The 23014-nt window shown below is 39.3% G+C and carries 13 protein-coding genes; all 13 read left to right on the forward strand.

The window, feature by feature from the left end:
• Positions 1 to 46: 46 nt before the first annotated feature.
• The 13 genes from pepN (at position 47) to KO530_RS01410 (ending at position 22867) form a co-directional block, all read left to right on the forward strand.
• Positions 47 to 2638 (forward strand): aminopeptidase N, encoded by a 2592-nt coding sequence (gene pepN, locus KO530_RS01350; protein ID WP_216046586.1) that lies wholly within the window; start codon positions 47 to 49, stop codon positions 2636 to 2638.
• Positions 2639 to 2642: 4 nt separating this feature from the next.
• Complete coding sequence (locus tag KO530_RS01355; RefSeq protein WP_216046587.1) at positions 2643 to 2864, forward strand: DUF2835 family protein; 222 nt, start codon at positions 2643 to 2645, stop codon at positions 2862 to 2864.
• A gap of 178 nt (positions 2865 to 3042) precedes the next feature.
• Positions 3043 to 5121 (forward strand): DUF1302 domain-containing protein, encoded by a 2079-nt coding sequence (locus tag KO530_RS01360; RefSeq protein WP_216046588.1) that lies wholly within the window; start codon positions 3043 to 3045, stop codon positions 5119 to 5121.
• A 12-nt stretch (positions 5122 to 5133) separates the two neighbouring features.
• Positions 5134 to 6501 carry a DUF1329 domain-containing protein gene (locus KO530_RS01365; protein WP_216046589.1) on the forward strand — a complete coding sequence of 456 codons (1368 nt, stop codon included), beginning with the start codon at positions 5134 to 5136 and terminating at the stop codon, positions 6499 to 6501.
• 62 nt (positions 6502 to 6563) lie between these two features.
• Positions 6564 to 7595 carry a YCF48-related protein gene (locus KO530_RS01370; protein ID WP_216046590.1) on the forward strand — a complete coding sequence of 344 codons (1032 nt, stop codon included), beginning with the start codon at positions 6564 to 6566 and terminating at the stop codon, positions 7593 to 7595.
• On the forward strand, positions 7592 to 9907 hold the full coding sequence (locus KO530_RS01375) for an efflux RND transporter permease subunit (RefSeq protein ID WP_216046591.1): 2316 nt from the start codon (positions 7592 to 7594) through the stop codon (positions 9905 to 9907). Before KO530_RS01370 ends, KO530_RS01375 begins: the two co-directional genes overlap by 4 nt.
• Before the next feature lie 250 nt (positions 9908 to 10157).
• Positions 10158 to 14996 (forward strand): NAD-glutamate dehydrogenase, encoded by a 4839-nt coding sequence (locus KO530_RS01380; protein WP_216046592.1) that lies wholly within the window; start codon positions 10158 to 10160, stop codon positions 14994 to 14996.
• Positions 14997 to 15075: 79 nt separating this feature from the next.
• Positions 15076 to 16086, forward strand: coding sequence for a quinone-dependent dihydroorotate dehydrogenase (pyrD, locus tag KO530_RS01385; protein ID WP_216046593.1), 1011 nt, complete (start codon positions 15076 to 15078; stop codon positions 16084 to 16086).
• Between the two features lie 59 nt (positions 16087 to 16145).
• Positions 16146 to 16700 (forward strand): cell division protein ZapC domain-containing protein, encoded by a 555-nt coding sequence (locus tag KO530_RS01390; protein WP_216046594.1) that lies wholly within the window; start codon positions 16146 to 16148, stop codon positions 16698 to 16700.
• Positions 16701 to 16802: 102 nt separating this feature from the next.
• Positions 16803 to 18902 carry a bifunctional 23S rRNA (guanine(2069)-N(7))-methyltransferase RlmK/23S rRNA (guanine(2445)-N(2))-methyltransferase RlmL gene (rlmKL, locus tag KO530_RS01395; protein ID WP_216046595.1) on the forward strand — a complete coding sequence of 700 codons (2100 nt, stop codon included), beginning with the start codon at positions 16803 to 16805 and terminating at the stop codon, positions 18900 to 18902.
• A gap of 20 nt (positions 18903 to 18922) precedes the next feature.
• A complete protein-coding gene (locus KO530_RS01400; RefSeq protein WP_216046596.1) occupies positions 18923 to 19156 on the forward strand; it encodes a glutaredoxin family protein in 234 nt (77 codons plus the stop codon).
• Entirely contained in the window at positions 19153 to 21042 is a 1890-nt protein-coding gene (gene uup, locus KO530_RS01405) for an ATP-binding cassette ATPase Uup (protein WP_216046597.1), read from the forward strand. Before KO530_RS01400 ends, uup begins: the two co-directional genes overlap by 4 nt.
• Before the next feature lie 70 nt (positions 21043 to 21112).
• Positions 21113 to 22867 (forward strand): DUF3466 family protein, encoded by a 1755-nt coding sequence (locus tag KO530_RS01410; protein ID WP_216046598.1) that lies wholly within the window; start codon positions 21113 to 21115, stop codon positions 22865 to 22867.
• Positions 22868 to 23014: the final 147 nt, after the last annotated feature.

Below are 23014 nucleotides of genomic sequence, written 5' to 3' on the forward strand. Positions count from 1 at the left end.
TGCTGAGCGCAATTCGGTATTTTTATATTTTCAATTAGGTCAAAGTATGTCCGACAATAGTGTTATCAAAGCAAAACGCCGTTTAGATTATCAAGCTCCCCATTTTTTCATTAGCACGGTAGATTTATCGGTAAAACTTGAAGAGCCAAAAACTCAAGTTAAGAGTCAGTTGCGTATTAAGCGTAACGGTGAACATCAACATCCACTTGTTTTGGATGGTGAAGAGTTAGAACTGATCGATGTTAAATTAAATGGTAAAAGCGTTGAAAAGTATCAGCAAACATCAACGTCGTTAATAATTGAAAATGTCCCTGAAGACTTCTATTTAGAAATATTTACAGAACTTAATCCGGCTGCAAATAGTTCGTTAGAAGGGTTGTACAAAACTGCTAACGCCTATTGCACTCAGTGTGAAGCTGAAGGTTTCCGCAAAATAACCTATTTTATCGATAGACCTGACGTTTTGGCTGAATATACAGTTACTATCTATGCTGATCAGAAGAATTATCCATTCTTATTATCTAACGGTAATAAAGTTGACAGCGGTAAGCTTGAAGATGGCCGTCATTGGGTTAAATGGCATGACCCATTCAAGAAACCTTGCTATTTATTTGCTTTGGTTGCTGGAGACTTTGACCTCCTCGAGGATCACTATAAAACGGCTTCTGGTAGAAAAATTTTATTACAGCTTTTTGTTGATAAAGGTAAATCGAGTCGTGGTCATCATGCATTGGCTTCCCTTAAGAAAGCGATGGCATGGGATGAACAAGTTTTTGATTTAGAATACGATCTTGATATCTATATGATCGTTGCCGTGGACTTTTTCAACATGGGAGCGATGGAAAATAAAGGCTTAAATGTATTCAATAGTAAATATGTTTTAGCCGATAGTGCCTCGGCAACAGATGAAGATTTTTTCAATATTGAGTCTGTGATAGCCCACGAATACTTCCATAATTGGACAGGTAATCGTGTGACCTGTAGAGATTGGTTCCAACTCAGTTTAAAAGAAGGGTTAACGGTTTTTCGCGATCAACAGTTTAGTGCAGACATGAGTTCTCCAGTGGTGAATCGGATAAAAAATGTCAAAGTGATGAGAGAACATCAATTTGCCGAAGATGCCAGCGCCATGTCTCATCCTATTCGACCTGACGAAGTTATTGAAATGAATAATTTCTATACTGTCACTGTCTACGACAAAGGTGCTGAAGTAATCCGCATGATGCACACTTTGTTGGGTCAGGAAGGGTTTAAAAATGGCATTGACTTGTATTTTAAACGACATGATGGACAAGCTGTTACTTGCGATGATTTTGTGAGCGCAATGCAAGACGCTAATCAAGTTGATTTGTCACAATTCAAACGTTGGTACGGACAGTCAGGCACGCCTATTGTGAATGTTACTGAGAGTTTTGATGCTGAAAAAGGAGAGTATGCTCTTGAGTTCAAACAAATCAATAATCCAACCGCCGATCAAAAAGACAAACAAGATTTACACATACCTATCCGTTTAGAATTGATTACTAAAGGCGGGGAAACAACGGTTGAACTGTTCAATCTTAAACTCAATCAACAGTCACTAGTTAAGTCTGGGTTTGAACAAAAACCGACAGTTGCATTATTAGCTGATTTCTCCGCCCCAGTTAAACTCGAATTTAACTATTCAGTCGACGCTTTATTGCAAATCGCCTTATCTAGCCAAGATGGGTTTTCTCGTTGGGATGCTGCTCAAACCCTTTTTAGTGAATATTTACACGGCAAAACGCCAGCAAGTTCTAAATTGAGTGTTAATTATAAGGCCATCGATAAACTCGTCGATGGATTGCTGAAGGACATAAAAGCATCCTCTGACTTAGCGTTGATCGCTGAAATGTTAACCCTACCGAGTATCGAAACGTTAGCCCAGCAAGTCCCACGTTATTATGTGGTGGAGTTAAATCAGGCTAGAAAAGAACTGGAAATTTATATCGCCAAAACGTTTTCAGAGTATTTTGCAACTGTTTATCAAACGACCCAACAATCTGGTTATGACTATGAATCTGAACAAGTTAATAAGCGTAAGTTACGCAATTTGTGTTTATATTATTTAGCCAAAACTGAGCAAGGTAATAGCCTAGTAACTAAACAGTTTGAATCATCAGACAATATGACTGACACACTAGGCGCACTTAAAGCCGCTCAATCTGCAGTGCTTCCTTGTTTTGAAATTCTAATGGGTAAATTTGAACAAAAATGGTCTGATGACCCCTTAGTTCTGGATAAGTGGTTTGCGTTGCACGCAAGTTGTGAGGTTCCAGATATTTTAGCGCGTCTAGATTTATTATTGAGTCACAAACAGTTTAATCATGATAATCCAAACCGAGTTCGATCAGTTATCGGTACTTTTGCGTTCTACAACGCTACTGGTTTTCACGCGATTGACGGTTCAGGCTATAAATATATAACCGATTATTTACTTAAGTTAGATGCAAGAAATCCGCAGGTAGCCGCTAGAATTGTTACGCCTTTAACCCAATGGCGTAAAATGGATGATATACGGGCTGATTTAATGAAGTACCAATTAACGCGATTAATGGCGCTTCCCAATTTAAGTAAAGACGTATTTGAAAAAGTGAGCAAAAGCCTTAGCTATCAATGACACTATGCGAACATATTATTTTAATTTAAAAGCTTCTTACGAAATGTGTGAGAAGCTTTATCTATCATCTAATAATGCCGTTATTCTTTATTCTGAGAACGGCGAGAGTGTTCAACTTCCCACCTTTAATTTACGACCATTTGTAACCCGACTCGGGTTAAATGGGCGTTTTCGTCTTATAATTACTCCTGAAAATAAAGTCTTTTCATTTGAAAAAGTGAGCTAATTTACCCTTGTTAACGATTGATTGATTTTTAACCTATTGAAAATGGTAGATTTTTACAAATTGTTAACTGGTACGATTTCTTCTTGCTATCAGGTCGAAATGATGTAATGATTTTGTGAATAATTTGCTACTAAATAAACGTCGTCTGTATTTTCTGACGACTAGGGAGAACTAAAATATGAAGTGTGGACCTTTGAAGTTTAAAAAGTCACCGCTTGCACTTAGCATAGCCGCCGTTTCTGTTATGACTTCCGCAAATCTTTACGCCGCGTCATGGGAGAGTGGAGATTGGTCAGTAAACTTTGACTCAAACTTTTCGCTAGGAACGAGCATTCGAGTTGAAGAGCGGGACTTTTCTTTGATTGGTAACAGCAATCACCCTAATTTTGATTGGACAGGTTATAATGCGGCTACCAATGTTATTTATCCATCATCTGATGTGTGGGCAAGCGCTGATGGCTCTTATTCAACAAATGGTGACTTAGGAAATTTAAATTTTGATAAAGGTGAAGCCTTTTCGACGGTTTTCAAAGGCACCCATGAATTAGATATCCGTTATGACAATATGGGATTTTTTGCTCGCGGACTCTATTTTTACGATTTTGCTTTAAACGACAGCTCTAGAGATTGGGCGAATCCGATTACCGGTCAAACCCAAGATCCATGTGCTGCATCTCAAGCATCAGAAGAATTATGTTCAGATGTAAGATTGTTAGACGCATTTTTCTATGCGGACTTCGATATTGGTGACGTACCTGTCACCTTGCGTATTGGTAACCAGGTAGTTAGTTGGGGGGAAAGTACTTTCATCCAACACGGTATAAACACCACTAACCCTGTGGATGTGACTCGTGCACAAGCTCCAGGTGCAGAGCTAAAAGAAGTTTTCATTCCTGTCGGCATGGTTTTCGCCTCCTTCGGTTTAACCGAAAACTTAAGTATGTCGATGTATTATCAGTATGAGTGGGAGCGCAGTAGATTACCGCAAGCAGGTAGTTACTTTGCGACTAATGATTTTGCAGGTGAGGGCGGGCAGGCTCAAAATATTCAATTGGGCTTCAGCGGTAACCCAGATATTAATTTAGATTTCTTATTAGAGAGCCTAAATGGATTACGTTCGGCATTATTGGCCGGTGCTGATTCGACTCAAATTGCAGCTGCTTATTTGGCTTATCCTACTAAAGTAGCGGTAAGAGGATATAGTGACGCAGCTCATACCGACGCCGATGACCAAGGTCAATACGGTTTTAAAATGTCTTACTATTCTGCTGATTTAAATGATACGGAATTCAGTATTTATCATATAAATTACCATAGTCAGCGTCCGCTAATTTCCGGTACAACATCCGATTTTACTGCCGAAGGTATTGCACAAGATATTGCTTACTTAGCCGCTAATGAAATCACACGTGACAACATTACCTCGTTAGACGCCTTCACAGAAAGCCAATTTATGTATCCTGAAGATATTAAGTTGTATGGTTTCAGTTTTAACACCAACGTTGGTGAAACTGCTGTTGCTGGTGAAATCGCTTATCGTGTTGATGAACCATTACAAATTGATGATGTAGAACTACTTTACACCGCGATGCCTGAGCAGTTGGCAAATGCAGGTATACGCCCAGATTTTGCGGGTATCTCGCAGATGGGTAATATCGGTCGCTCGGTTGGTCCTGGCGAAACAGCAGAAGGTTTTGTGTTATCTGATACTATTCAGATGCAATTAACTACAACCCATGTATTTGGGCCAGCCTTTGGAACCGATAATTTAATATTACTTGGTGAAGTAGGCTATGTGAGCATTGAAGATATGCCTGATCCAAGCATTATACGATTAAATGGACCTGGCACATCAAGAACACCTTCGTTAGAGCCTTTACGGGATGAAAGTGGTAATATTATTTCCACCCGAGAAGGTCTACACATTGGATTGTCAAATGGTCCTGAAACAAATCCATTTCCAACGGATTATGCTTGGGGATATCGGATCTTAGCGGTAGCCGACTTCAATAACGTGTTTTCCGGAGTAAACCTCAGAACACGGGCGACATTCTCTCATGACGTAGAGGGTACAACACCTGATCCATTGTTCCTGTTCACCGAAGATGTGAAATCAGCTAATTTAACTTTCGAGTTTGATTATTTGAGTAAATTCTCAGCTGCGGTAGGGTACAGCAGTTTCTGGGGTGGAATCGGTAATTCGAACGCACTTTCAGATCGCGACTTTGTTTCAGTCAACTTTAAATACTCGATTTAAGAGAAAAACGAAATGATTAAGAATTTAGTAGTAACAACCTCTGCTTTGGCATTGGCACTAAGTGTTTCGTTTGCTCATGCGAAAGTATCTCAAGAGCAAGCAGCGAAACTTGGCACTGAACTCACGCCACTTGGCGGAGAAAAAGCGGGTAATGCTGATGGCAGCATTCCAGCTTGGGATGGTGGAATTACAACACCTCCTGCAGGTTATACACCGGGAGACTTTCATCCTGACCCTTTTCCAGGAGATAAGGTTTTATTTACCATTACAGGTAAAAATTACAAAGAATATGCTGACTTTTTGAGTGCTGGGCAAATCAAACTTTTTGAAACTTACCCAGAAACATACGAAATGCCCGTATATCAAACTCGTCGTACTGCCTCTAACCCTCAATATGTTTACGATGCTGCTAAAGCGAACGCATCACGGGCGGAGCTAGTGCAAGGCGGAAACGGAATAAAGAATGCCGCTATTGGTGTACCTTTTCCAATTCCACAAACGGGTGTAGAAGCAATTTGGAACCATATTTTACGTTTTCGTGGCGAAGGCATTGAACGAAATGGTGGGCAAGCAGCACCGACAGCTTCTGGTGATTACACGGTAATAGGATTCGATGAAATACTATTAGTTGAATATGCAAAACGTGATGCAACACCTGAAGCACTGTTAGAAAACAACATGTTAATGAAGTTCAAACAGTCGATTACTTCACCAGCTCGTTTAGCCGGAACAGCATTGTTAGTGCATGAAACCATGGATCAGGTGCGTGAGCCACGTCAAGCTTGGACGTACAATACAGGGCAACGTCGTGTTAGACGGGCACCTAATATTGCTTATGATGCGCCAGGAACTGCGTCAGATGGATTGCGTACAACCGACGATTTCGATATGTTTAACGGTGCACCTGACCGCTATAACTGGGAATTAAAAGGTAAAAAAGAAATGTACGTCGCGTATAATAGCTATGCGCTGCATAGTGATAAAGTGAAGTACGAAGAAATTTTAACACCTGGACATATCAATCCTGATTTAACTCGTTATGAAAAACACCGTGTATGGGTTGTTGAAGCTACTTTAAAAGAAGGTTTCCGTCACGTATATTCTAAACGAGTATTTTTCATTGACGAAGATAGTTGGCAAGTACAAGTCGTGGATATGTATGACAACCGTGGCGATTTGTACAAGGTAGCAGTTGCTCATGGATTAAATTACTACGATGTTCCCACACATTGGTCTACGCTAGATGTATATCATGATCTTAATTCAAGACGTTATTTGGCATTAGGACTTGATAATGAAGATAAAGTCTACGATTTCTCTGTTAGACCTAGTGAGAAAGAGTTTACCGCCCAAGCCCTTAGGCGAGAAGGGATACGCTAACTAGCAAAAAAAAACGGTTGGCTCTGCCAGCCGTTTTTGTAACTGAAGATGAAAAGAAGAAAATGAATCGAAGTAAAATTTTAACAATTTTGTTTGTGAGTTCTTTAAGTGCATTCTCAGCGTCTTCTGAAGAGTCTTATATGGCTCCTTTAGCAAAAGAATCGCTATTATTAGATGTCACTAAAACCGCGCAACGCATTGTCGCTGTTGGCGAGCGTGGCCATGTTCTGATTTCAGAGGATGGTGAAAAATGGCAACAGCAAGCAATTCCAACCTTATCTACTCTTACCGCGGTGACTGCCATTGAGAATAAATTATGGGCAGTGGGACATGATGCGGTCATTTTACATCAGTCGGAAAAAGGCCAACCTTGGGAAATTCAAATGTTTGCCCCGGAGTTGGAGAAACCACTTTTAGATGTAACATTTTTAGATGTTAAAGAAGGTTTAGCCATCGGTGCATACGGCACTTTCATGCGCACCGTTGATGGCGGAGTTACTTGGAAAAAAGAAGTTCACCAGGGTTTCCTCCATCCAGATGATATTGACTATTTAGAAGAAATTCGCTTAGAAGATGAAGAGTTTTATCAATCTGAATTGGTCTCTATTTTACCTCACCTAAATAAAATATTAGTGGTTGATGATGTCATTTATATTGCTGGGGAGTCTGGGTTATTGGCTAAAAGCGAAGACAAAGGACACACTTGGCAGCGTATGGACGTAAACTATTATGGTTCGTTCTTCGATATACAGCAGTTGAATAATGGCGATATTGTTGCAGTTGGTTTGCGTGGCAACATTTTCAGAATGACTGCTAATGATGGAAACTGGATGACCATCCACTCAGGGATAACTTCCTCATTAAATGTGATTATGCCTATTTCTCAATCCCAGTTTGTGGCGATGGGTAATAGCGGTAACGTTGTGTGTGTTGATGATACAAATGTTTCAAATGCACATTTTGATGATGGCAAAGCGATAAATGCTGCTGTTTCTTTTCAAAACCATATTCTTTTGGCCACAGCTGAAGGAATTAAAAGTGTTTTGTATAACGAAGGCGAGTCAGTTTGCGAAGGAATTAGTAAAGACCTATGACTAAATTGATAGATTTTTGTGTAAACACAATTTTTCGAAATCGGATTATTGTAATAATACTGTTTGCGTTAACCACTGCGTTTTTAGGTTACCAATCTTCGCAACTTAAATTAGACGCAGGCTTCACTAAAAATATACCGTTGAATCATGAATACATGGTCAACTATATGAAGCATGCTAAAGATTTTGGCGGTGCTAACAGTATATTGGTATCAGTATGTGATAAAGATAGTGATATTTTTAACACCGAATTCTTCGATACGCTGAAAAACGTACATGACCAGTTGTTTTTCATTAACGGCGTTGAACGTTCTTTAGTTAAATCATTATTTTCGTCCTCCACTCGTTTTACTGAAATTGTTGAAGGTGGGTTTTCTGGTGGTCCAGTGATCCCTGCAGACTTTGATTCAACAAACCCAGACGCGTTAGCCTTAGTTTCTCAAAACATCGATAAGGCCGGCATAGTTGGGCAATTGGTCTCAGATGATTTCAAATGTGCCATGGTTTCTGCGCAGTTGCTTAATATTGACCCAGCAACGGGCGAAAAATTAGATACCCTAGTACTGGCTGATCAATTAGAAGAGCAATTACGGGGTAAATTCGAAAACGAAAATACCACTATTCATATAATTGGTTTTGCCAAAATGATTGGCGATGTTGCCAATGGTGCCAAAGACGTACTGTTGTTTTTTGCCATTGCATTAGCAATTACTGCCGTAATGGTTTATTTCTTTTCCAAATCAATCATGCTCACCATATTGCCTTTACTGTGTTCAGTGATAGCCGTTGTCTGGCAATTAGGTTTGCTAACCATTCTAGGGTTTGGCTTAGATCCTATGTCGATTTTAGTACCATTCTTAGTCTTTGCCATAGGCGTAAGCCACGGTGTGCAAATGATTAATGCAGTAGGCAAACGTGTTGTTGAAGGCGGAACTGCGCTATTTGCAGCTGAAAGTGCGTTTAGAACTTTACTGATTCCTGGTGGTATTGCGTTGCTATCTGATACCGTCGGTTTTATGACCCTGTTAGTGATCGATATTGGTATCATCAGAGAGTTAGCAATAACCGCTAGTTTGGGTGTTGCAGTCATTATATTGACCAACCTGATCCTATTGCCGGTGCTGATGTCTTATGTAAAATTTAGTGATTCATATAAAAACAAATTTAAGAACAAAGAAAATCGTTCCGATAAATTTTGGAATACGATTGCTCATTGTTCGACTCCTAAAGTGGCATATTTAATCTTAATCGTGACCGCCGTTTTGTTTGTATTTGGTTGGCTTCAATCGTCAAAAATGAAAATTGGTGACTTGCATGCAGGTGCGCCTGCGCTGCACGAAAGTAGTCGCTACAATCAAGATACATTTTTGATAACCGATAAGTACGCCATCAGTGTCGATTACATCTCCATTTTAGTAGAAACAACGCCTGAGGCATGTACTTCCTATGAAGTAATGAATGCGATTGATGAATTGCAGTGGAAAATGGGCAACATTGAAGGAGTACAATCAACTGTTAGCCTCCCATCGGTGGCGAAATTAGTCAACGCAGGTTACAACGAAGGTAATCCTAAATGGCGTGTTATTCCGCGTAATCAGCAAACCTTGGTGCAGGCAATTGCACAAATCCCAACGTCTTCTGGTTTGCTCAATACTAATTGTTCAGTTATGCCGATCATCTTGTTTATGGAAGATCACAAAGCAGAAACCATTAAACGCGTGGTTGATGCGGTTAAAGTCTTCAGACAGGATTACGAAACAGATGAGCTTAAATTTAGTTTGGCATCTGGCCCTGTTGGCGTAATGGCGGCTAAAAACGAAGCTGTCGATGATGCTCAGAATCCAATGATGATGTATGTGTTTGGTGCAGTGATTATTTTATGTCTACTGAGCTTCCGTTCTTTACGGGCTACAATGTCAGTGGTTATTCCTCTGTATGTTGTTTCAGTATTAGCCCAGGCATTGATGACATTTTTAGAAATTGGACTTACTGTGTCTACATTACCGGTCATTGCTTTAGGTGTAGGTATTGGTGTGGATTACGGTATTTACATATTATCGACCATGAACATTAAGCTCAAATCAGGCATGCCGGTTAGACAGGCTTATTTTGAAGCATTGAAAGAAAGAGGTAGTGCCGTTCTCTTTACTGGTATTACGCTTGCGGTAGGTGTGAGTACTTGGGTATTCTCTTCTCTCAAGTTCCAAATGGATATGGGTATACTATTAACCTTCATGTTTGTCGTAAATATGTTGGGTGCTATCGTAGTTTTACCGGCTTTAGCCGCTGTTTTCTGGCGAAAACAAAAATAATTTTTGCATAATTATTTGCTTAAACTTCAATGAAAGGGCCATTCGGCCCTTTTTAATTAGATTCCTTGCATATTTATATTTATTGTAAATTTATAGTTAATTTAATCCTTTTAAAGGCTTCAATTTTTAGCGAAAATAGAGCAACTAAATTATCAAAAACTGTATATATCTCAGCATTTTGACTAATCTAAAAAGAACCTATTTATTGTGTTAAGAAAAATTAGCACTTTTATCATTACAAGGTAATAAAATGACGGTTGCCAATAGCCAACATTCAGTACTGCTAGAAAACGTATTTAAACTGATTAATAAAAAAATCGATAAATCCAATGCCGAATTAGTGGAGCAATTTTCTCGTTTACTATTTAAGAATATTTCGATAGACGACTTAGAAAATCGCAATGACAGCGATTTATATGGTGCGACATTAAGTCTGTGGAATGAGTTTGTTAAATATGACGGTCAACAGCCAAAAATTCGTGTGTTTAATCCAGAAATATCTAAACACGGTTGGCAATCCTCTCACACTATCGTTGAGATCATTGTTAGGGACATGCCGTTTTTAGTTGATTCTGTCAGGATGACTCTAAATCGCCTGAATATAACCTCACATTTATTGTTACATAGTCCTATTAGTCTAAAGCGAAATGATAAAGGTGAAGTAGATACATTTTTATCTAGCAAAAGCCGAGTTAAGCAAAAAATACGTGAAACTGTTTTTTTAATTGAAGTTGATAGGCAAGTCACTAGAGAAGCGCTGAATAAACTAACCAGTGAACTACTGTCTGTGGTCGGTGAAGTATCATTAGCGGTTTCAGATTGGGAGTCAATGCGCGACAAATTAAACAGCATAATTGATGAATTTCCTTCATCAAATTGCCCCGTCAGCAAAGACGAACAAACTCAGGCCATGGAGTTTTTAACTTGGTTAAATGATCATAACTTTACGTTAATGGGCTATCGCTACTATGACGTAAACGCTATCGAAGGTGATCATCGTTGGACGCCTAAAAACGAAACCAGTCTCGGTTTGATGAAAAATTCAATAAGCGACCGCGATAGAATTTTATCTAATATGCCACAATCGGCGCAAAAAGAAGCATTAAGTAAAAACCCGCTTATTTTAACTAAAACCAACAGCAGGGCGCGAGTAAGTCGTCCCGCGTATATGGACTATGTAGGTATTAAATGTTTCGACAAGGCCGGTAATGTAATTGGCGAACACCGCTTCTTAGGATTGTATGCAGCTTCATTCTACAATAGCAGCGCTACACAGTTGCCTGTTTTACAACGCAAAATTGAACGCATTTGTGGACATTCCGGTTTTGATAAAAACTCACACGCGTACAAAGCATTCGTCAATATTATCGAAACTTATCCTCGTGACGAGTTGCTACAAGGTGATGATGAAGAGTTAGGCAAGATAATATTGGGCATTTTTCAAATGCAGGAACGTGGAATATCTAAATTATTCGTACGTAAAGATGCATTTGGTCGTTTTATTAGTTGTATGGTTTATGTTCCGCGGGAACGCTACAACACGCAGTTACGTAAAGAGACCCAAGAATTATTACAAAAGTCTTTTAATAGTACAGAACAAGTAGAGTTTACTACTTATTTTTCTGAGTCTGTTTATGCGCGTACTCACTACATTGCACGAGTGAAAGATAACAATGCGGAATTTAATGTGAAGGAAATTGAAAAGAATATTATCGAGCTAACCAAAAGTTGGAATGACAGGTTGGCAGCTTCTATTAGCGCAACCTATGGTGAAGCAGCTGGTAAAGCCATAGAACAAATGTACGGTAATGCATTTTCTCGCAGTTATACAGAACAAAACTTACCAAGCGTTGCATTAGTCGATATCAGTAAGCTTGAACAACTTACCGAATCTCATACCCTGGATATGTTGTTTTATCGACCTCAAGAAGAAGGTCACGACTCTAAAGCGGTTAAACTAAAACTGTTTCACCGTAAGGAACCCATTCATTTGTCTGCTGTATTGCCAATGCTTGAACACTTTGGTTTGCGGGTAATTGATGAAAGTCCCTATAAAATAAAATGCCAAAATGGCGATGTGCATTGGATTATGGACTTTTCAATGCTGCACAGTAATAGTCAAAACTTAGACATGGAAGCAGCGCAAGCATTGTTTCAAGATGCGTTTGCCAAAGTATGGCACAACACCTTAGAAGACGACCCATTTAATAGGTTGGTTTTAGGTGCCGGTTTAACCGGACGGAACGTCACTATATTGCGGGCCTACGCAAAATATATGCGTCAAACCGGAAGTTCGTTTAGTTTGACTTACATGGCAAACACACTGGCTAATTACCCAAGTATTGCAAAAAAACTAATTGAATTATTTGCCAATAGATTCAATCCAAATAAAAAACGCAGTGAAAAGAAAAACGACAGTATTTTAAGTGATATTAAAGAGCGCCTAGACCAAGTATCTAATCTAGATGATGATCGAATTATTCGCCGTTATTTAGACATGATTTTGGCCACTTTGCGAACCAACTTCTATCAACCTGATGAAGATGGCAACGAAAAACCTTATATGTCATTTAAGTTGCTGCCTGAATTAATTCCAGACATGCCTCTTCCTTTGCCAAAATATGAAATATTTGTGTATTCCCCTCGAATTGAAGGTGTGCATTTACGCGGTGGCAAAGTAGCACGAGGCGGTTTGCGCTGGTCTGACAGAAGAGAAGACTTTAGAACCGAAGTACTTGGATTGGTTAAAGCCCAACAAGTTAAGAATACGGTAATAGTACCCGTGGGCGCTAAAGGTGGATTTGTTTGTAAAAACTTACCCATGGATCAAGGTAGAGACGCGATTCAAAAAGAAGGGCAGGCTTGCTATCGCATATTTATCCGCAGCCTATTAGATATCACTGACAACATTATTGATGGTGAAGTCGTACCGCCTAAAAATGTGGTTAGACTTGATGAAGATGACCCTTATTTGGTTGTGGCGGCAGATAAAGGAACGGCGACCTTCTCTGACATTGCGAACAGCATTTCCGATGAATACAATTTTTGGCTTGGTGACGCCTTTGCTTCAGGTGGCAGTATCGGTTACGACCACAAGAAGATGGGTATTACCGCTAGAGGTGCATGGGAATCAGTAAAACGTCACTTCCGTGAAATTGATATTGATTGTCAAACCACTGATTTTACCTGTGTTGCCATCGGCGATATGGCAGGTGACGTGTTTGGTAACGGAATGTTGTTATCAAAACACACACGTTTAATCTGTGCGTTTAACCACTTACACATATTCTTTGATCCTGATCCAAACACCGCAAACAGTTATGCAGAACGAAAACGTTTGTTTGAAAATCCATCTCTGACCTGGGATGACTACGATAAATCGCTAATCTCTAAAGGCGGCGGTATCTTTAGTCGCGCCTCGAAGTCGATCAAATTAACCAATGAAATGAAAAAATGGTTAGGTACGACTCAGGCAGCTATGACTCCTAATGAACTTATTCACAATGCATTAAAAATGCAGGTTGATTTGATTTGGAACGGCGGGATTGGAACATACGTCAAAGGTAGCAAAGAAACCCACAGTGAAGTTGGGGACCGCGCCAATGATGATACTCGCGTAAATGGTAAAGATGTCCGCGCCAAAATTATTGGTGAAGGGGGTAACTTAGGGTTAACCCAAATGGGCCGAATCGAATATGCATCTCAAGGCGGTAGGGTAAATACCGACTTTATCGATAACGTAGGTGGGGTTGATTGTTCAGATAACGAAGTGAACATAAAAATCTTACTGAATGCTTTGGTTCGCGCCGGTGATTTAACCAGTAAACAACGCAATGAGTTACTTTACTCTATGACCGATGATGTTGCCGAGTTAGTGATACAAGATTGCTATCGTCAAACTCAATCAATATCCATTACTGAATATGGCGGTCCTACGCTACTTAAAGAGCAACTGCGATTCATACATGGTTTAGAACGAGAAGGGGCGTTAAATCGAGAACTCGAATTTATTCCATCTGACGATGAATTATCGGATAGACAAGCTTTGGGTAAAGGCTTAACACGACCAGAACTATCGGTATTGATAGCTTACGGCAAAATGGTTTTAAAACAGAAGTTAAATATCGAACAGATCACTAACAATCCTTTCCATGAGCAATTACTGGTTAGTGCCTTCCCGCAGAAACTGCAAGACAGGTTTGTACCGCAGATGGAATTCCATCCGCTGCGAGCTGAGATTATCGCCACTAAATTAACCAACAATATGGTTAATGATATGGGGCTTAATTTTGTGTTTAGGATGCAAGAAGAAACCGGTGCTGCAGTGGAAGAAGTGGCGACGGCATACTCGGTTGTTAAAGCTGTATTTGGTATCGATGCATTGTGGCAAGAAATAGAAAGTTTAGACAACAAGGTTTCAGCAAAAACCCAATTGGGAATGCTCGATCTAATGCGTAGAACAATGCGCAGAGCATCACGTTGGTTCTTGCGCCACGGTGAAAAAAATCTGTCTATCACCGAGTCAGTTAACTTGTACGTTTCTACTTTTAGCGCGTTAAGTGAAAACTTAGAAAACTACTTAGTTGATACAGAATATAGCCAATTGGAAAAATCCACTTCAGATTATGTGGCGCAAGGTGTTCCTAAAAATATTGCCTACAAAGTCGCTAGTTTGAGCAATATGTTCTGCAGTTTAGATTTGGCCCAAATGACCCAATCAGAAAACCGAAAATTGGATGTGGCAGCAAGCTTATACTTCAATTTAGGTTCAAAATTGCAGTTACATTGGTTCCTTGATCAAATTAACAACCAAACAGTAAGCAACCATTGGCAAGCACTCGCCAGAGCCTCTTATCGTGAAGAGTTAGATTGGCAGCAACGATCGCTTACTACTGTATTGTTATCAGGTGCACCAGATAACAATGATCCTGAAGAAATTTTGAATAAATGGATGGAGAACAATACCATATTGTTGGAACGCTGGTATCATATGATGTCAGAATTCAAAACCAGTAATTCTCATGAATTTGCTAAATTCTCTGTGGCACTAAGAGAATTGATGTTGCTTAGCATAAACGCGAGCAGTTAATGGGGTATTGGTAAACTAATATCCAGTTGTTTTTAATAATAAAGCCCTGCTAATCAGGGCTTTTTGTTGAGGTCTTTTTATGTATCCACTTGTGCAAAAAGCACTATTTCAATGTGACCCAGAATGGAGTCATGACTTCACGTTAAACTATTTGAAACGTTCTCAACATAATTTATTAAAGCTAACCTATCAGCAGACGGTAGAAGACCATCCAGTTAAATGTTTAGGATTAACCTTCAAAAATCCATTAGGCCTTGCCGCAGGCTTAGATAAGAATGGCGAATGTATTGATGCATTTTCTGCCATGGGATTTGGCTTTATCGAAGTTGGCACCGTAACCCCTCTAGCACAGCCTGGTAACGAAAAACCACGCATGTTCAGATTGCCTGATGCGAAAGCTATCATTAATCGCATGGGATTTAACAATAAAGGTGTTGATTATCTAGTTGAGCAGGTGAAACAGTCCCAATATGATGGGGTTTTAGGTATTAATATTGGTAAAAATAAACAGACAGAAGAAAAGAACGCCCTAGATGATTATTTAATCTGTTTGAAAAAAGTTTACGCCTATGCAGATTATGTCACAGTTAATATTTCTTCTCCCAATACGCCAGGGTTAAGATCGTTGCAATATGGTGAAGCATTAGATCACTTACTGTTGGGCCTAAAAAATGAACAACAGCAATTATCCCAATTTCACGGTAAATATGTGCCACTTGTGGTCAAAATAGCGCCTGATTTAACCGATGAGGAAGTGCAGGGCATTGCTGCATCTTTAGTTAAAACCGGAATTGATGGGGTCATAGCCACCAATACCACGCTAGATCGTTCTGCTGTAGAAGGCTTGCGCTATGCAAAAGAAGCTGGCGGGTTAAGTGGAGAAGTGCTAACTGATAAGAGCCTGCATATAACTAAGAAACTAGCGCAATACTTAGATGGTGCAATGCCTATCATTGGCGTAGGTGGGATTCATTCTAGTGCTACTGCAAATGAGAGACTAAGTGCGGGAGCCAGTTTAGTGCAAATATATTCCAGCTTTATTTATCAGGGACCTCCACTGATAAAACAAATAGTGAAAGGATTAGTATAAGGCTGTAATTGTGATAAATTCACACTAGATAAAATAGCCTTTACTGAAGTTTATATTCTATGTTGTTGCCATCAGGTCATTGGAAATGGTTTATAGATAAACAGTCACATTTTTTGATGATTGAGTTAAATGCTGGATTATCGTTTCAAACTGCTTATTTGGATTCTCAGTTAAAGCTGATTCCAGAGAATTTGTACTTTGAAATTCAGCATTCTCAATGTTTCATTGAATCACTTGAAGCGGTAAATAACTCCAATGTACCCTTCGAAGATAGTGTGAAGACTCAAATTGCATTAAACGCAACTGCTGCGAAGTGCTTTCATAAACCGGTTTTAAACAAAAGCTGGTTATACCAAAAAAATAGTTGTTGTTTGCATAGTGAGGAGCAGCAACTGGCTTGGTTAAGCTGCAATGGTGAAAGTTACCTGATGCTTACTCTGCAACAACAGGGTAGTTCAGTATTGTGTTTAAATTTATCTGAAGAGTTTACAACCTCCGATAATAAAGTACATAGTCAGTTTTCGTTAATAAATGTGCTGTCCGATAGATTGTTGAGCTTAGAGCAACTTGAAGATGACAGCGACGAACAATCAGACAATTTTTCTTATTTTTAATCTTCATTTTTTATACAAATATAATCCGCTATTCAATAATAACCCTTATACCCTCTGCCTTTATCCCGTATAATCGCCGAGATTTTATTTTCTGGTACATACATGTTTGAAATTCTAGTTACAACCTCAAGGGGACTCGATGGGCTATTGCTTGACGAGTTAACGACTTTATTACCGAATAGCAGTTTAAAAATGCGACCTGGTCAGGTGTATTTTAGTGGTGAGCTAAAAGATGTATACCAAGTTTGTCTGTGGTCTCGGTTAGCGAATCGTGTTCTTGTGCAATTGGCCGAAGGCAAAATAGATACTGCCGAAGAGCTGTATGATATTGTTGCAACTGTGCCGTGGCAGGATCACTTTAGCGTTTCAAATACCTTTGTGGTTGATTTTGTGGGTACCAATAGAACGATTAATAACACCCAGTTTGGTGCTTTAAAGGTTAAAGACGCAATTGTTGATACCTTTAGCCATCATTTTGGCGAAAGACCGTCGATCAGTAAAGTTCAGCCAGATATAAGAATTCATGCTCGAGTACGCAGAGAAAATTTTGCGGTATACGTGGATATTTCGGGCCGCAGCTTACACCAACGTCACTATCGTCAGCAAACGGGACAAGCTCCTTTAAAAGAACATTTAGCCTGTGCGATGTTATTACGTAGTGGATGGAATAATGATCGCTCTAAGCCATTATTTGATCCAATGTGTGGTTCAGGAACCATTGCCATCGAAGCGGCATTGATGGCATGTAATATTGCTCCTGGCTTAGGTAGACAGCACTGGGGCTTCAGCAATTGGAAATTACATCAAGCTGAACTTTGGCAAGTATTAGTTGATGAGGCACTGGATGCTCAAGTACAGCCTGAGGCAAAAATATATGCTAATGATCTGGATAGAAGAGTTTTAAACACTGCAAAACAAAATGCCGATTCAGCCCGAATGCTTGAGCACATTACTTTTTTCAATTCTGATGCGACTAAATTACAAGTTGATTGCGAAGCCGGTTACATAGTGTCTAACCCACCTTACGGGGAAAGATTAAATGAGCTGACTGAACTATTACCAGTGTTCCAATCATGGGGCGAACATTTAAAACAACACTTTCAAGGTTGGCGAGTAAGTTTACTCACTGCTAATAGAGACCTGTTTAAACAGCTGAAATTGGTTGCCAATAAAGATTACAAATTAATGAACGGGGCTATTGAGTGTCAGTTGGTTAATTACGTTTTAGATGAAAAGAATGTCATTGTTAAAGAGTCGGTGAAGCCGCAATCAGATTTTGCCAACCGCTTAGCTAAAAATATTAAGTCCCTATCTCGTTGGCTCAACAAACAAAATACTAACTGTTATCGTTTGTATGATGCCGATTTGCCCGAATACAACGTAGCAATAGATCGTTACGCTGATTGGTTAGTTGTGCAAGAGTACGCTGCGCCAAAAGATATTCCAGAGCAAAAGACCCGTAAACGCTTGCATGACGTACTCTTGGCATTGCCCGAAGTGACTGGGGTGAATTCAACGCAAATTGTAGTGAAAACACGCCAAAAGCAAAAAGGCAGTGAACAGTATCAAAAGGTAGCTGAAAAGAAAGTTACTTTAGAGGTTTACGAAAATGGGGCTAAGTTTTTAGTTAACCTGTCTGATTACCTTGATACGGGACTGTTCTTAGATCATCGAATTACCCGCCAAATTGTGCAACAACGATCAAGCAATAAAGATGTGTTGAATCTTTTTGCCTATACCGGAAGTGTCTCTGTGCACGCTGGATTAGGTGGTGCAAAATCAGTGACCACAGTTGATATGTCGAAAACCTATATTAGCTGGGCGAAACAAAACGTTCAGTTGAACAACATCAATTGCGCAAATCAATTTATTCAAGCGGATTGTATTAATTGGCTAACCGACCATCAGCAAACTTATGACTTAATATTTATCGATCCTCCGTCATTTTCTAATTCTAAAAGAATGGATTCAACTTGGGATGTTCAGCGTGATTATATGCAACTGCTTGAACATGCCTACCAGCGCTTAAATCCAAAGGGTGAGATTATTTTTTCTAATAATCTACGCAGTTTTAAATTGGATGAAAGTGCCGTTAAGTCACTGGGGCTATCGGTGGAAAATATAAGTCAAAAAACATTGCCTGAAGACTTCAAACGTAATCCTAAAATTCACCACTGCTGGATATTTACCAAGCAAGACTAGATAAACGAGATAATTGATACATGCAGTTAAAATTCTATTCTGGAAAACAGTGCCATTTGTGTGACTTAGCTCATGCTTTGTTAGCAGAAGTAGCGACAAGTTATGACTTGGAAGTTACCACTGTTGACGTGAAATCAGACCATCAGTTATACCATTTATATGGCGCACGAATTCCGGTTATCCAACGCCAAGACAACCAGAAAGAATTAGGCTGGCCATTTGATTTAATGCAACTGAAGGAGTTTTTAGCTTGAGCTTATTACAATTAAAAAATGCTCAACTGTCGTTTGGACATCCTGCCATTTTAAACAAAGGCGAATTAGTGGTTCACCCTGGCGAACGTATTTGTTTAGTAGGCCGTAATGGTTGTGGTAAGTCCACGTTACTAAAAGTCTTAGAAGGTGACCAGCCATTAGATGATGGCCAACGAATTATTTCACCTAACGTTAAAATATCTCGTCTTCCGCAAGATCCGCCGGAAAGTGTTGAGTCAACACTATTTGATTATGTCGCTGAAGGTATGGCTGAAACAGGTGAGTTATTAAAGGCCTATTTCCACCAAATAAATTTAGTGACTACCGATCCATCTGATAAAAATCTACAAGTTTTAGAGCAGCTTCAACATAAGTTAGAGCATCAAGATGCTTGGCAATTTGAGCAACAAATTAGTCAGGTACTGACTTTATTGGATTTGGATGGTAATCAGCAATTATCTTCTTTATCTGGTGGTTGGCGTCGAAAAGCCGCGCTAGCTAGAGCCTTGGTGGGGAACCCAGACATATTATTGCTAGATGAGCCAACTAACCATTTAGACATTCACATGATTAAGTGGCTTGAAGGAATTGTTAAGGAATACAAAGGCGCGGTAGTTTTTGTCAGTCACGACCGAGCATTTATCCGCGCTGTGGCATCCAGAATTATCGATTTAGACCGCGGTAATCTCACCAGTTATCCTGGTAACTATCAAACCTATTTAGATAAAAAAGCCGAAGATCTTAAAAACGAAGAAAATGCTAACGCTGAGTTTGATAAAAAATTATCCCAAGAAGAGCAATGGATTAGACAAGGAATAAAAGCACGTCGTACTCGTAATGAAGGTCGGGTAAGAGCGCTTAAAGCACTGCGCCAAGAGCATTCGCAAAGGAATAAATTGCAAGGCAGAGCGAAAGCTACCGTTAGTGCCAGTAACTCTTCCGGCAAGATTGTGTTTGAAGCCGTCGACTTGCACTATGAAATTGACAATAAAGTTATTGTTAATAATTTAGAATTAAATGTATTTAGAGGCGATAAACTTGCCTTAATCGGCCCCAACGGCTGTGGTAAAAGTACCCTGATACGTTTGTTATTAGGTAGTTTGCAACCCCAGTCGGGTTCTGTAAAACAAGGAGCTAATCTAGAAGTTGCCTATTTTGACCAACACCGATTAGCCTTAGATTTAGATAAAAGTGTTATTGATGTAGTGGGTGACGGAAAGCGTGATTTGTTGGTTAATGGCCAATACAAGCATGTTATGAGTTATTTACAGGACTATTTGTTTACGCCAGATAGAGTTAACGCACCGGTTAGGTCACTTTCTGGCGGAGAAAAAAATAGATTATTGTTGGCTAAGCTATTGTTAAAGCCCTCAAATATACTAATTCTAGATGAACCAACAAATGATTTAGATGTGGAAACTTTGGAGTTACTTGAAGATTTAATTTCCGGTTACCAAGGTACTGTTATTTTAGTAAGTCATGATAGAGAATTTGTTGATAATGTCGTAACATCTAGCCTGTTTTTTGAGGGCAATGGTAAGCTTAAAGAGTTTGTTGGTGGTTATACTGATATCGAAACTTGGTATCAAACAGAAAAAAAACCCACAGAAGACGAAACTTCTGTAAAATCAGCGAGTCCTAAGTCTCAACCGGTAATAAAAAAGACAAAAAAGTTGTCTTATAAACATCAATTAGAGCTAGATTCTTTACCACTAGAAATAGAAAAGCTGGAAAATGAAGTCCAAGCTTTACAAAGTAAAATAAATGATCCGGAATTTTTTAAGCAGTCCCAAGATGAATTTAATACCGCAATCAATGAACTAGCAGATTGTGAAAGTTCGCTGGAAAAAGCGTATGCACGATGGGATGAGCTAGAAGGTATGTAGATACCCAAATGTATTTGCTATATCAAAATACCGAAATTAGCTAATTAAGTAGTAATTTACAGGATACGTAATGAAAATGAATCGGCTGGCCTCTGGGCTAACCCTTTGTGCGCTAACCATTTGTTCAGCGCAAGCAGCAAAATATACAGTTGTGGAATTACCTTTAAGAGATAAAGGGATTAACAGCTATGCTAGAGCAATTAATGATCGAGGTGAAGTCGCTGCATCAATTGCTAACCCTTTTAATCCGCCAATAGATGTTGATTTAATTAACTTTGAAAGCGAAGCATTAATTAATACGTTAACAGATGCAGATGGCGCATCTGTGGGCAATATTAATGATGATGACTTACTGATTTTATATAGTTTCATCACTTCCGACGCTACAACGACTAACATCTTTTACCCACAAAGTAATGATTCAACCAATCCCTTTCTACAACAAATTGCAACTGTGCAAAGTTATGTATTGGAAAATACTGAAGTAGAAGAAAAAATTGGCTTCGATGTCATCGAACAAGATCTTCAAGGTTTAACAAAAAGTGCTGATACTTTGGCCACCGGAATTAATAACTTTTCTGCTATCGTAGGTTTTGGAGAAGCTCCATTCCAAAAAATCAACTACCGAAATGAAAACGGCTTGAACCTAAAATACCACGTTCAAGATTTCCTCGTTCGTGGTTTTATGGATATCAACGGTGTCACAATCGAAGTTCCTCCCATTGAAGATCTGTTGGGAGGGATAAGTGTTGCAAATGATATCAATGATAGTTTTGAAGTCGCTGGATATGGATCTGTGGATGTTATCGACGGCTTTGATGACGTTGTGGATTTATGTGACGACAAAGAAGCTAGAGGCGACATTCCTCAAGAATACTGTTTAAGGCAACTCCGTGATGAATATCAAGGCAGAGTGCGGTCAAAACTCGCTAATTCCTTGGGTAATCGCGATCCAGTTGACGAAACATTTTTGCGTAGGGCGATCATTTGGGAGTTTAGTTCAAGCGGAGAACTTCTAAATAGTAGAGAGCTGGGCACAATATTAGAACCTGCACCTGGTGATACTAGGTTCTATGAAAGCCGCGCTAATGCCATCAATAATAATGGCATCGCAGTAGGCGTTTCTAATGACTTTTATCAGGATTCACAGACGGTAGTGATAAACAAAGCTGCTGTTTTTGATGGAGACGATGTGCATGGATTCATCAGTGATGAAGAATATTTAGAAAGTACCGCTTTAGATATAAATGATAATGACGTTGTCGTTGGTTATGCCAATAAAATTATCACCTCAGCGACTCGTAATAAATTTTTTGTTTATGATTATCGTGGTGACGTTCTTAGTTTCCCGGACGACTTCTTTGAAAGCTCGTCAAGTATTGCCAGAGGCATCAACAACAACGGTTTAGTTGTTGGGGAAGGTGAGGTAGACACAGATTTGATCGGTAGCCGTCGAAAAGAAGCTTTTCTTTACGATATCAATACTGAAGAGTTTACCAATATAAACGATTTATTAAGCTGTGATACCCCTTATACCATCGTGCAAGGCATTGATATTAACGATAACGATGAAATTACCGCAACAGCAGTGATATATCGCGAGCGCACCGCCATTAATGGCGAGTTAGCACTAGATGCTCGTGGTAATACGATTTTCCAGAATATGTCTGTGGCAGTTAAATTAGTGCCTATTCCAGGCGGTAGTATAGATGATTGTCATTTAGTTAAAGAGACTGTTGAGCGTAAAGGTGGCAGTTTATATTATCTATTGGGACTTGCTTTGTTCGTCTTCGGTGGTCGGTTAAGACAAAAATTTAAAGCCTAATCATCTTTTAGAGCTAAACAAAAATTAACTTTGAGCCCCGACATTTGTTTCGGGGCTTTTTTATGATTTTTGATTAACTTCAACCTAGACCGCGCATTTGTTGACGTCACAAAATTGTAATATTAATTTGGTATTAAAAAACCAAAC

It is taken from the genome of Aliiglaciecola lipolytica, from assembly GCF_018860635.1.
Classification (GTDB): Bacteria; Pseudomonadota; Gammaproteobacteria; order Enterobacterales; family Alteromonadaceae; genus Aliiglaciecola; species Aliiglaciecola lipolytica_A.